The following is a 12,433-nucleotide window of genomic DNA, read 5'->3' as shown; positions in this document are numbered from 1 at the left end:
CTTTGGCGGGGAGCCCGACCCTAACGCAGGACGGCAAGCCCCGGATAGTGCGCCGCGGGGCCCAGTTCTTCCTCGATGCGGATCAGCTGGTTGTATTTGGCCGTGCGGTCCGAGCGCGACAGCGAGCCGGTCTTGATCTGGCCGCAGTTGGTGGCGACCGCGAGGTCGGCGATGGTCGAATCCTCGGTCTCGCCCGAGCGGTGCGACATCACCGCCCGGTAGCCGGCCTTGTGCGCCATCTCGACGGCTTGCAAGGTTTCGGTCAGCGTGCCGATTTGGTTGACCTTGACCAAGATCGCGTTTGCCGTGCCCTTCGCGATGCCCTGGGCGAGACGTTTGGGATTAGTCACGAACAAATCGTCGCCGACCAGTTGCACCTTCTCGCCGATCGCTTGGGTCAACGCGGCCCAGCCGTCCCAATCGTCCTCGGCCATGCCGTCTTCGATGGAGCGAATCGGGTAGTCGGCAACCAGCTTTTCGTACATCCGCACCATGGCGTCGGCATCGAAGGTTTCGCCGGTGCCTTCAAGAACGTACTTGCCGCCTTTGTGGAACTCGGTCGCGGCGGCGTCCAGCGCCAGCACGATGTCTTCTCCCGGCGTGTACCCGGCCTCGACGATGGCCTGCATGACGAAGTCGAGCGCTTCGTTGGTGCTCTTCAAGTTGGGCGCGAAACCGCCCTCGTCGCCCACGTTGGTGCTGTGGCCGGCCTTTTTCAGATGGCTTTTCAAATGACGGAAGACATCGGCGCCCATGCGCACGGCGTCGGCGATGTTGGCCGCGCCCACCGGCATGATCATGAATTCCTGCACGTCGATCGGATTGTCGGCGTGCGCGCCGCCGTTGACGATGTTCATCATCGGCACCGGCAGGTCGCGCGCCAGCGTGCCGCCGACGTAGCGGTAGAGCGGTTGTTCCACCGCCTCGGCGGCAGCTTTGGCAACGGCGAGCGAGACGCCGAGAATGGCATTCGCACCGAAGCGCTCTTTGGTCTCTGTCCCATCGAGGTCGATCATGATGGTGTCGATCAGAACCTGCTCGGTCGCGTCCATCCCCGACAGCGCGTCGAACAGCTCACCATTGACCGCGTCCACGGCGCCCTGCACGCCCTTGCCGCCGTAGCGTTCGCCGCCGTCGCGCTTTTCATGGGCTTCGTAGGCGCCGGTCGAAGCGCCTGACGGCACGGCCGCCCGGCCCCGAGCACCGCTCTCCAAGGTTACGTCGACCTCGACGGTCGGATTGCCTCGGCTATCGATAATCTCGCGGCCCAGAATGTCGATGATGGCGGTCATGGGAACTGTTCTCCGGCTGCGTTTTTGGTTGGCGGTTTTTAGCAGGCCGTTCCGGCCCGCGCATCTTTTCGCGTGACTCCCATCGACCTGGTAGCAGGACGCGCTATCCCCGCTTCGCCAGACGGTCGAAATCCAGCAGCGTTCCGATCAGCGCCTTCATCTCGGACAACGGCACCATGGTGGGCCCGTCCGACGGCGCAGTGTCGGGGTCTTGGTGGGTCTCCATGAAGACGGCGGCGACACCAACTGCCACCGCGGCGCGCGCCAGTACCGGAACGAATTCGCGCTGCCCGCCGCTCGTCGTGCCCTGCCCGCCCGGTTGCTGGACAGAATGGGTCGCATCGAACACCACGGGAAAACCGGTCTCGCGCAAAATGGGAATGCTGCGCATGTCCGAAACCAGGGTGTTGTAGCCGAAGCTCGCGCCTCGTTCGGTGATCAACACCCGGTCGTTGCCGGACTCGGTGATCTTGGCGACCACGTTCTTCATGTCCCACGGCGCCAGGAATTGTCCTTTTTTGACGTTCACCGCCAGCCCGGTTTCCGCGGCGGCGACCAAGAGGTCGGTCTGGCGGCATAGAAAAGCCGGGATTTGCAGCACATCGACGGCATCTTTCAGCAGTGCGCAATGCTCGCGTTCATGTACGTCGGTCAGGACCGGACAGCCCAATGCCGCGCGAACTTCCTTGAACACCGGAATCGCCTCGTCCAGGCCGACGCCGCGCGCGGCCTTGATGCTGGTGCGGTTGGCCTTGTCGAACGACGTCTTGTAGATCAGCCCGACGCCGAGTTCCTTGGCGATGTCGCGCAGCGCGCCCGCCATGTCCATCGCGTGGTTGCGCCCTTCCATTTGGCAGGGCCCGGCGATGACGGTCAGCGGCAAATCGTTCCCAACCGTGAGGCCGCCGATAGTGACGGGGTGGTTGGTCGCCATCACACCAAACGCGACTGCGCGACGGCCGCCTCGATGAACGAGGCGAAGAGCGGGTGCGGCGCGAACGGCTTGGACTTCAACTCCGGATGGAACTGGACGCCGATGAACCAGGGGTGCCCTTCAAGTTCGACGATCTCCGGCAAGGTGCGGTCGGGCGACATCCCCGAAAACCGCAGGCCGGCTTTTTCGAGCTGCTCGCGGTAGGTGATGTTGACCTCGTAGCGGTGCCGGTGGCGTTCGGAGATATGTGTGTCGCCGTAAATGCCCTGAACCCGAGAGCCCTCCTGCAAATCGCAGGCATAGGCGCCGAGCCGCATGGTCCCGCCTTTGTCGTCCGCTTCGCCGCGGGTTTGACGCATGTTGCCTTGCATCCACTCGGTCAGCAGGCCGACCACCGGATTGTCGCAGGCGCCGAATTCGGTGGAACTGGCGCCTTTGATGCCGGCTAGGTTGCGGGCAGCTTCGATCACCGCCATTTGCATGCCGAAACAAATGCCGAAGTAAGGCACGTTGCGCTCGCGCGAAAACTTGGCCGCAGCGATTTTACCCTCGGCACCGCGTTCCCCAAAACCGCCCGGCACCAGAATCCCGTGGACGTCCTCAAGGTAGTGCACGGTGTCTTCCGATTCGAAGATCTGCGAATCGATCCACTCCAGTTCGACCTGGACGTTGTTGGCGAAGCCGCCGTGGGTCAACGCTTCGCTGAGCGATTTATAGGCATCGAGTAGTTGCGTGTACTTGCCGACGACCGCGATTTTGACCGAGCCTTCGGGCTTGTGGATGCGCTCCGAAATGCCGGTCCACCGGCTCAGTTCCGGGTCGCGCCCGTTTTGCAGGCCGAACGCCAACAGGATTTGATCGTCCAACCCTTGCTCGTGATAGCGCAGCGGCACCTCGTAGATCGAACTGACGTCGAGCGCCGGGATGACCGCGTCTTCGCGAACGTTGCAGAACAGCGCGATCTTCTTGCGCTCGCCCTGCGGGATTTCGCGGTCGCTGCGGACCAGCAGAATATCTGGCTGAATGCCGATCGAGCGCAGTTCCTTGACCGAATGTTGGGTCGGTTTTGTCTTGAGCTCGCCCGACGCCGCGACGTAGGGCATCAGCGTCAGGTGCACGAAGACCGCCTGGTCCCGCCCGAGTTCGTTGCCCAGTTGGCGGATCGCCTCAAGAAACGGCAGGCTTTCAATGTCGCCCACTGTGCCGCCGATTTCAACCAGGACGAAATCGTGCCCGTCCGCACCGTCCATCACGAACTCTTTGATCGCGTCGGTGATATGGGGGATCACCTGGACGGTCGCGCCGAGATAGTCGCCGCGGCGTTCCTTGGCGATCACGGTCTGGTAGATCCGTCCGGTCGTTACGTTGTCGGCCTTCGAGGACGAGACGCCGGTAAAGCGTTCGTAGTGGCCGAGATCGAGGTCGGTCTCCGCGCCGTCGTCGGTGACAAAGACTTCGCCGTGCTGGTACGGGCTCATCGTGCCCGGATCGACGTTGATATAGGGGTCTAGTTTGCGCAGGCGGACGTTGTATCCGCGGCTCTGGAGCAAGGCTCCGAGGGCAGCTGACGCGAGTCCCTTACCAAGAGATGAAACCACGCCGCCGGTAATAAAAATGAACCGCGTCATGGACGCATAACATAGACCATCAACACGGCCATACAAAGCGTTGGCTTAGACGGAACGGGCGACAACAAATCGGAGGAATCGGGGCTTGCGCTGATCCCGCTCAACGCGACAGCGGGACCGTCGGGCGGGCGGGTTCGGCGGGTTGTTCCTGTTGTTGCGGCGCCGGTGCGGGTGCGGGCGCGTTTTCGAACAACGATCGGTTCGAGGAGTTAGCGGCCGCCAGAATGGCCAACAGAATGCTCGTCGCCATGAACGCAGCGGCGAGAATGCCGGTACTCCGCGTCAATAGGCTGCCGGCGGCCCGGCCGGTCATCAGGCCCCCACCGGAACCACCTCCGCCCATGCCCAGCGCACCGCCTTCGCTACGCTGCAAGAGCACGAGGACAATGACCGTCACGGCGATCAGGACATGGATAATGAGAATGATGGTGATCATCGGGTGTCACTGTTCCGGCTGGATTGCGCGGCTTTTATACCATACGTCGCGGCTTGGCTAGCGCCGTGGCCCACGGTGGGGCGAATACGACAGACCCCGCCGCATTGGACCCTAACCGGCCAGCATAATATCGCCGAGGGCGGCGGCGATCATGCGCCGGTGCTCGGGCGCCAAGGCCTCCATCGCCGCCCACGCCCGTCCGATATCGTCGGTATCGACCATTGCCTGGATCAACAGCTGGCAAACCGGGTGCTGCCGGCCCAACACCGGCTCCGCCGCGCACAATACCTTGGCCAAGGTATCGGGGTCAGGTGCGCCCGCGGCGATCGGACCTGCCCGGTGCGTGTGGGTCATGGGGCGCCGGCGGCCGTCACGATCGTCCAGAAATCCTCAACCTTAAGGCTGGCGCCGCCCACAAGCGCGCCGTCGACCGCTGTCACCTCCAGGATTTCGCTGGCGTTCTTGGCATTGACCGATCCGCCGTACAGCACTCTCACGCCGGCGGCTTCTTGCCCAAGGGCCGTCGACAGCACGCCGCGGATGTGCCCATGGACCGCCGCGATTTCGTCCAACGTCGGCGTCTTGCCCGATCCGATCGCCCAGACCGGTTCATAGGCGATGACGGTGTTGCCGCCGGTCGCACCTTGCGGCATCGATCCGACGATTTGGGCCTCTACCACCGCGAGCGTCCGGTTTGCATCGCGGTCTTCCTTGGTTTCGCCGACACAAACGATCGCCGTCATCCCGGCGCGGTGGGTGGCGTGTGCCTTGGCGCGGACCTGGTCGTTCCCTTCGCCGTGGTCGGCGCGGCGTTCGGAATGACCCACAATTACATAGCGGCACCCCGCGTCACGGAGCATTTCGGCGCTAATGTCGCCGGTATGGGCGCCCGAGGGCGCCGGGTGGCAGTCCTGACCGCCGAGGACGATGGTGCTGCCGTCGAATGCCCGGTCCAATTTTGCCAGCAGTGGCGCGGGCGGGCACACGACTACATCGCAGGCCGGTGCGCCGCGGAATGCTTTGGCGGCAATGCCGCCGGCAAGCGCAATCCCGTCGGCGCGCAACCCGTTCATCTTCCAATTCCCAGCAATAAGCTTGCGCCGTTCGGCCACGTCGAAGGCTCCGTTTCTGCGGGTCCGCACCCGATTGCTCTGCGTTTCCGTGCATAACAGATTTGTTACGAATGGCCTAGACGCCCCGCACCGCGCCGATGTTGGCAAAGTGCGTTAGACTTCATGCGGTTGCGGGCGCCCCATGCGGGGGCTATATCGACTCTACAGCGACGAAATTTCCCCCGTCAGGACACAACGGTATGCTCGATACAATCCGCCAAGGCGTCAGTTCTTGGGTCATCAAGATACTCCTCGGTCTCCTTATCCTGAGTTTTGCTGTGTGGGGGATCGGCGACATTTTCTTGGGTGCGGGCAGCAACCCGACCGTGGCCACCGTGGCGGGCAAGGACATCACAGCGGCGGAGTTCGTGCGCTCCTACCAACGCGACCTGCAAGAGCTGTCCAATCGCGCCGGGCGTCCGCTATCCCCCGATGAAGGCCGGCAGTTCGGCCTCGCGCGTCAAACGATTTCGCGCTTAGTCGTTCAAACGATGCTGGCGGAGACCGCCCAGGACTACGGCCTCAGTGTCAGCGACGATCTCGTCCGGGATGCCGTGTGGGGAAGCGAAACCTTCCAGGACGTAACCGGCCGCTTCGACCAGAACCGCTTTCTCCAAACCCTCGCCCAGAACGGTCTGTCCGAGGAGGAGTTCGTCTCCAGCATCCGGCGCGATCTCACCCGCGATCAGTTGCTCTCCAGCATCTCGGTCGGCACCTTTGCCCCCGGACCGTTGATCGAGCCGATCTACAAACATCGCCAGGAACGGCGCGTTGCTCAACTAGCCGTCGTTGATGTCGCCCAGGTCGCCGACCCGGCGGCTCCCGACGAACCCGCGCTTGTTCGCTTCTACGAAGAGAACGAAGCCCGCTATATCGCGCCCGAGTACCGGTCGGCCACCTATGTCTGGATCGCACCGGACGCATTGATCGACGAAATCGAGGTCACCCAGGATGAACTCGAAAGAATCTACAACGCCCGCTTGAGCACCTATTTCACGGCGGAACGGCGCACGGTCGAACAACTCATCTACGAGACCGAAGAGGCCGCGGTTGCCGCGCGCGAACGCGTCGCCGCCGGCGCCTCCTTTGACACGGTCGCCCAGGAAACCGGCGCCTTGAACCAAGGGGCGACCGAACTTGGCGTTGTCGAGTGGTTGGATCTGCCCGAAGAAATAGGCGATGCCGTTTTCGACCTCGGTGTGGGATTGATCAGCGATCCGGTTCAAAGCGCGTTCGGGTATCATGTGATGCGGGTGACGGAAATTGAGCCGGAAGGCACGCGTCCGCTGGAAGACGTTCGGGCCGATCTCGAAGGCGAGATCCGCCGGACCCGGGCATTCGATGGGCTGGAGGACTTGGTTGCCCGCCTGGAGGACGAAATGGCTGGCGGGCGCACGCTCGAAGACGCCGCTCTCCGGGTGCGCCTATCATCGACACGTCTCGAGGCGATCGATCGCGGCGGACGCGACCGCAGCGCAGCACCCGTCCAGGGCATTCCCGACCTCGAACGTTTCGTCGACACGGTTTTCGCAACCGATACCGGCCAAGTCAGTGAACCGGTCGAATCCAACGACGGAGGATTTTTTGTCGTCCGCGTCGATACGATCAGCCCTGAGGCCCCTCGCCCGCTGGCCGATATTCGCGCCGGCGTTGTCGAGGAATGGATTCGCGACTTCAAGATGCGAGCCGCGCGTCAGACCGCCGAAGAAATCGCCGCCGCCGCGCGAGCGGGACGCGCGCTCGACGAGCTTGCCCAGGAAAAGGGTGCACGACTCGTAAAGAGCCAGCCGCTGACTAGAACTAGTGGCCGGGCCCAGTCCGAGGTGTCGGCGGAGATGGTGTCCCAACTATTCACCATCGATGTCGGAGGCTATGCGGTCGCTGAAGCTGGCGACGGATCAGGCTTTGTGGTGGGGAGACTCGACGAAGTTCTCGATGCATCGCCGGAAACAGATAACGTCGTCCTCCTCCAGCTCCGCGACACTCTGAATTCGAGCATCGCCCAGGACATCTTGGCGCAATATCAGGTCGCGCTGCAGCAAGAGGTCGGCGCGCGCGTCAACGAAGGGTTGCTCGAGACCATGGACCTGAGCGGGCTGCCAGTTCAAGGCGGCGGCAGACCGCCCAGCGGCCTCGGGTTCTAATTAATCAACGTTCGTCGGCGGCAAGCGTAACGGTCCGCTGGCGCGCCTGCACGGGTTCGGGCCAGCGGCTCTTGATGTAGGCCAGGATCGACCAGATTTCATCGTCGCCCAGGGTGCCGCCAAATCCCGGCATGGCACTGCGCGGGTTGTAAACGGCCCCGCCGCGTTTGGTGATGTCGAACAACTGACCGTCGGCATGGTGCCAGGTGTGACCGGTCTCGTCGTGGGGTGGTGCGGGAAAGCTTCCGTCCGCCCGTTGCTGGCGCCAGTTCTCCTCGCCCTCCAGGGCTCTGCCGTGGCACGACGCACAATGCGCCCCGTAGAGTTTCTCTCCGACCGCGACCTGAGCGAGGTTCGTCGGGTCCGCATCGAGGCGTACTTCCTGCGGCGTGACCAATGTGTAAAGACCAACGCCGGCGACGGCGGTGGCGATCACAGCGGCGGCGACTCGAATTGATGATTTCACGGGCGGGCTTCTCGGTATCGGTCGACGGTAAAATGCGGCTGGGGGTGGCGCCGAGCCGGTGCAATCAAGCGCCACGGCCCTCGAAGTCGAAGCCCGCATCCTCAATTGCCAACCGGATCGCATCGTCGCTCAGGCCGCTCTGAAGAGTCACCTTGCCCCCTTCAAGTTCGACCGAAACCTCGGCGTTTGGATCCGCCAGCTTGAGAGCCTTGGTCACCGACGAGACGCATCCGCTGCAGGACATGCCTTTGACGATGTAAATCTGAGCGGACATTGGGAACCTCCCGTTCCTATTGTTGCGCGTTTTGGTGGGCCAGCCGTTGCTGGCGGTACTTTAGAACAGCGGTCAGCGGCACCAAGGTAAAGCCGCGGGCGCGCGCTTCGACCGACCAACGCTCCAATGCGGCAATGGTCCAGGCATGGGGATGGCCAATGGCGATGGCGTACCCTTGGCGCTTCGCGACATCCTCGGTGAGCCGTAATTGGTCGAGGACGTGCGCTTCGCTGGGTTCGTTGTCGAGGAAAACGTCGCGCCGTAGGTAGGGCACATTGGCGGCGTCGGCGGTTTGTTGACCGACGGTTGCTGTCGTGGTTCTCGAGTCGAGGAACAGCAACCCACGGTCGTGCACCGTCTGCATGAAATGAGCCATCGCCGGGCGGTCGGCCGTAAAGCGACTCCCCATATGGTTGTTGATCCCGACGTATCCGGTAAACCGGGACAGGTTCCACGCGATTCGCTCGTCCAGCGCCGCTGTCGGCAGATCGATGGTGAGGACATTCGGCCCCGTATCCAGTTCCGGATTGAGCGGTTCCATCGGAACGTGCAAGAGGAGTTCGTGTCCTGCCTCGCGGACCAGGGCGGTCTGCTCCGGCAAATTGTCGACGTAGGGCAAAAAGGCCAACGTCAGGACGCCGTCGCTGAAGGCCGCGAGCCGGCGCGTGCGCGCGATGTCATGGCCGGAGTCATCGACGACAATGGCAATCATGGGGCCGTCGATTGGCGCCGTCGCGGCAGCGAAACGCTGCCAGGCGGCCTCTCCGTTGTCGGGTCCTGCCTCCGGCACTGGGCGCCGCGGTGCGGGCGTTGTCGCCAGAACGTCGGCCAGGCGCCGCGCGGGCCGGTCTCGGTCGGGCACGGGGGCGAGCGCTATCCGCGGTTCGGGTTCGGAAGTGGCGAGCGGCGCCGGGGCCGCGCGGGCCGCGTGCCGCGGCGACGCTGGACTCGCGGGCGGTGCTGTGTCGGTGTGGTCGGTTGTGGCGTGCGGCGCACGCGCGTTGGTCTCCGGTGTTTCCGGTGCAGCCGCGGCAGCCGGGGTGGTGTCCGGATCGCGTCCCGCCATGGTGCTGGCGGCACCGCCGATCAACAGGCCCAACCCCGCCAACGCGATCACCAAGGTCACCGTGCGCCGAACGGTGAACCATCGCCCTATCTTGCCACCAAACATTGAGTTTACAGCCTAACGCTCTGACTCATAACGCTTTAACTCTAGACCTAATCTTGAAATTTCACCAGCGGTCCGGCTCTTGCGACGCGAAGTCGTCGAGAATCGGGCAATCGGGTCGGTCGTCGCCGTGACACCGTTCAGCGAGGGTGCGTAGCGTCGTGCGGATGCTGTCGAGTTCCGCGATTTTGCGATCGATTTCGCCCAGGCGCGCCTCAACGATCCCCTTCACCTCGGCGCTCGCCCGGTTGCGGTCCCGGTACAACGACAGCAGCTCCGCCACCTCGGCCACCGAAAACCCCAGTCCGCGCGTGCGCTTGATGAAGTGGAGGATTTGGATGTCGCGGTCGCTGTATTGCCGGTAGCCGGACTCGGAACGTTCGGCCGGCGGGATCAAGTCGATACTCTCGTAATAGCGGATAGATTTCGCGGTCACGCCGGTTTCCGTCGCGGCTTCCCCGATATTCATGCTCGCTCCTTCTGCGATGCCCAGGCGCGCCAGCGGCGCAACAACAGGGCATTGGACACAACGCTGACGCTCGACATCGACATGGCGCCACCGGCCAACGCCGGGGTCAAGAACCCGGCGGCCGCGGCGGGAATCGCCACGACATTAAAGATGAACGCCCAGAATAGATTCTGCCAAATCTTGCGGTAGGTCGCCCGCGAGGCGCGGATCGCATCGGCGACCAAGAGCGGGTCGCCGCGCATCAAGGTTATGCCTGCGGTATGCATCGCGACGTCCGTGCCAGTGCCCATGGCGATGCCGATATCGGCGGCAGCCAGTGCCGGCGCATCGTTGATCCCGTCGCCGACCATCGCGACCACCCGTTTGTCGTCCTGCAGCTTGCGTACCTCGGCGGCTTTGTCGTCGGGGAGAACGCCGGCGATCACCGTGTCGATTCCGATTTCCCGGGCGACGGCATGGGCGGTGCGTTCGTTGTCGCCGGTCAGCATCACGGAACGCACACCAATCTCTCTTAGCCTCTCTACCGCCGCCTTGGCCGACGGTTTGATCCGGTCGGCCGCCGCGATGATGCCGAGAACGCGTGTGGTTGTCGTCCCGGTCGCAAGCCACATCACGGTGTGACCAGTGTTCTCCAAGGCCTGGGCTCTGTCTTCGAACGGCTCAATGTCGGCCCCCTGTTCCTGCATCAATCGGCGGCTGCCGAGATAGAGCGTCCGGCCCTCGACCGCGCCGCTTACGCCGCGTCCGGTGAGGCTGTGGAAATCCTGAGCATCCCTGGCCTCGATCCCGTGTTCGCTTGCATAGCCCAACACCGCGCGGGCCAAGGGATGCTCGCTCCCCAATTGCAACGCCGCGGCGAGCCGGATCACGTCGGACGCGTTTTCGCCCGGTGCCGCCGCGATGTCGCTCACCCCTGGGCGACCCTCGGTGAGGGTGCCGGTCTTGTCGAGCACGACCGTGTCGATGCGGTGACCGTGCTCCAGCGCTTCGGCGTCCTTGATCAAGATGCCGGCCCTTGCCGCGGCACCCGTCCCCACCATGATCGCGGTCGGCGTTGCCAGCCCGAGCGCGCACGGGCACGCCACCACGAGGACCGAGACCGCCGCGACAAAGGCGTTGGCGAAATCGCCGTCGATCGTCCACCACGTTCCGAACGTGATCAGGGAGATGGCGACGACGATTGGCACGAATACCGCGCTGACTTTATCGACCAGGCGTTGCACCGGCGCTTTGCTGGCCTGCGCGCCTTCGACCATCTTGATGATCCGGGCCAGCATGGTGTTGCCGCCGACCGCCGTAACGCGAATGCGCAAAAGGCCGGCGCCGTTGATGGCGCCACCGGTGACCGCGGCCCCGACCGCCTTGGCGACCGGCATGCTCTCTCCGGTAATAAGCGATTCGTCGACATCGCTATGGCCCTCTTCGACCGTTCCGTCGACTGGAATGCGCTCCCCGGGGCGGACCACAGCCACATCACCCGTCACCACGTCGCCGAGCGGCACGGTAATTTCGTCGCCGTCGCGGATCACTCGGGCGGTGTCGGGGCGCAGTTTCATCAAGGCTCTGATCGCCGCCGTCGTGCCGCGTTTTGCGCGGCTTTCGAACCAGCGCCCCAGCAGGACGAACGTGATGATCGCTGCGGCGGCCTCGAAATGGAGGTGGCCGCCGGGGTTGAACGACGGATAGAACCACAGGAACAGGCTGAAAAAATAAGCCGCCGACGTCCCTAGCGCGACCAGCAGGTCCATGTTGCCGCTGCCCGCGCGCAACGCTTTGAACCCCGCTACATAAAAGCGCCGTCCGAAATAGAACTGGACCGGGGTCGCCAGCGCGAATTGTAGCCACACGGGGATGAATCCGTGACCGCCCGACAACATCGCGAACATGTTGGCGATCATCGGCGCCGTCAGGACGGCGGCCCCCGCGAGGTGCAAAAGTTCCCAGCGCGCTTTGCGTGCCGCGACGCGCGCCTCGTCTGCGTCGACCGCGGGCCCCTCCCCGTGCAAGGTGGCCCCATAGCCCGCCCGCGTGACCGCGCCGATTAGATCCTGCGGGTCGATAAGCGCTTTGGGTGCGCGGATGGCGGCTTGCTCGGTCGCGAGGTTGACCTGGACGCTGGCCACACCGGGCACTTTGCCAAGGGCCTTCTCGATCCGGCCAACGCAGCTCGCGCAGGTCATGCCGGTAACGTCGAGCGTGAAATCCTCGTGGGGGACGGTGAACCCAGTGCGCCCGATGGCCTTGGCCATTTCTTGGGCGCTCGTTTGCGTCGGGTCGTAGGCGATCTGGGCGCGTTCGGCGGCGAGGTTGACGCTGACCTTCGCCACCCCCGGGAGACGATGCAGGGCCTTTTCTACCCGCGCCACACAGCTGGCGCAGGTCATCCCCTCGACCGGGAGGATGACCATGTCGGTTGTGTCGGCGACTTGCGCCATCGGGGTACCGTGGGCGACGCGGTTAGAAATGTTCATGGGACAGATATAGGGCTTCCAGTTACTGTAAGGTCAAGG

General features: G+C 63.9%; 12 protein-coding genes. 1 reads left to right on the top strand and 11 read right to left on the bottom strand.

Translation table 11 applies throughout. The features are described 5' to 3' along the window. Nucleotides 1-20 precede the first annotated feature (20 nt). From eno to tpiA, 6 genes are all read right to left on the bottom strand, one after another. Nucleotides 21-1,292, bottom strand: a complete 1,272-nt coding sequence (gene eno, locus RID42_13210; GenBank protein MEQ8248628.1) for a phosphopyruvate hydratase — start codon at nt 1,290-1,292, stop codon at nt 21-23. Nucleotides 1,293-1,395: 103 nt separating this feature from the next. After that, a complete protein-coding gene (kdsA, locus tag RID42_13205) occupies nt 1,396-2,226 on the bottom strand; it encodes a 3-deoxy-8-phosphooctulonate synthase (GenBank protein MEQ8248627.1) in 831 nt (276 codons plus the stop codon). Continuing rightward, the gene (locus tag RID42_13200) at nt 2,226-3,854 is read right to left on the bottom strand and encodes a CTP synthase (GenBank protein MEQ8248626.1); all 1,629 of its coding nucleotides are present in this window, start codon (nt 3,852-3,854) and stop codon (nt 2,226-2,228) included. The genes kdsA and RID42_13200 overlap by 1 nt, the downstream gene beginning before the upstream one ends. Before the next feature lie 100 nt (nt 3,855-3,954). After that, nucleotides 3,955-4,290: a preprotein translocase subunit SecG gene (gene secG / locus RID42_13195; protein MEQ8248625.1), complete on the bottom strand. Its 336-nt coding sequence runs from the start codon at nt 4,288-4,290 to the stop codon at nt 3,955-3,957. Between the two features lie 111 nt (nt 4,291-4,401). After that, the gene (locus RID42_13190; GenBank protein MEQ8248624.1) at nt 4,402-4,644 is read right to left on the bottom strand and encodes a hypothetical protein; all 243 of its coding nucleotides are present in this window, start codon (nt 4,642-4,644) and stop codon (nt 4,402-4,404) included. Then, nucleotides 4,641-5,402, bottom strand: a complete 762-nt coding sequence (gene tpiA, locus RID42_13185; GenBank protein MEQ8248623.1) for a triose-phosphate isomerase — start codon at nt 5,400-5,402, stop codon at nt 4,641-4,643. Before tpiA ends, RID42_13190 begins: the two co-directional genes overlap by 4 nt. Nucleotides 5,403-5,602: 200 nt before the next feature. On the opposite strand from tpiA, the gene RID42_13180 reads away from it, so the two are divergent. Then, complete coding sequence (locus tag RID42_13180) at nt 5,603-7,546, top strand: SurA N-terminal domain-containing protein (protein ID MEQ8248622.1); 1,944 nt, start codon at nt 5,603-5,605, stop codon at nt 7,544-7,546. A gap of 4 nt (nt 7,547-7,550) precedes the next feature. Here RID42_13180 and RID42_13175 read toward each other — a convergent pair whose 3' ends face one another. From RID42_13175 to RID42_13155, 5 genes are all read right to left on the bottom strand, one after another. After that, nucleotides 7,551-8,012 (bottom strand): c-type cytochrome, encoded by a 462-nt coding sequence (locus tag RID42_13175; protein MEQ8248621.1) that lies wholly within the window; start codon nt 8,010-8,012, stop codon nt 7,551-7,553. Between the two features lie 64 nt (nt 8,013-8,076). Next, nucleotides 8,077-8,286 (bottom strand): heavy-metal-associated domain-containing protein, encoded by a 210-nt coding sequence (locus RID42_13170; GenBank protein MEQ8248620.1) that lies wholly within the window; start codon nt 8,284-8,286, stop codon nt 8,077-8,079. Nucleotides 8,287-8,302: 16 nt separating this feature from the next. Beyond that, a complete protein-coding gene (locus RID42_13165) occupies nt 8,303-9,457 on the bottom strand; it encodes a divergent polysaccharide deacetylase family protein (GenBank protein MEQ8248619.1) in 1,155 nt (384 codons plus the stop codon). A gap of 61 nt (nt 9,458-9,518) precedes the next feature. Beyond that, on the bottom strand, nt 9,519-9,923 hold the full coding sequence (cueR, locus tag RID42_13160; protein ID MEQ8248618.1) for a Cu(I)-responsive transcriptional regulator: 405 nt from the start codon (nt 9,921-9,923) through the stop codon (nt 9,519-9,521). After that, nucleotides 9,920-12,394, bottom strand: coding sequence for a heavy metal translocating P-type ATPase (locus RID42_13155; protein MEQ8248617.1), 2,475 nt, complete (start codon nt 12,392-12,394; stop codon nt 9,920-9,922). The genes cueR and RID42_13155 overlap by 4 nt, the downstream gene beginning before the upstream one ends. Between the last annotated feature and the right edge of the window lie 39 nt (nt 12,395-12,433).

The organism is Alphaproteobacteria bacterium (assembly GCA_040216735.1).
Taxonomy (GTDB): domain Bacteria; phylum Pseudomonadota; class Alphaproteobacteria; order SHVP01; family SHVP01; genus CALJDF01.
Note: the sequence above shows the minus strand (reverse complement) of the source record. Positions and strands in the feature narration are given on the sequence as shown.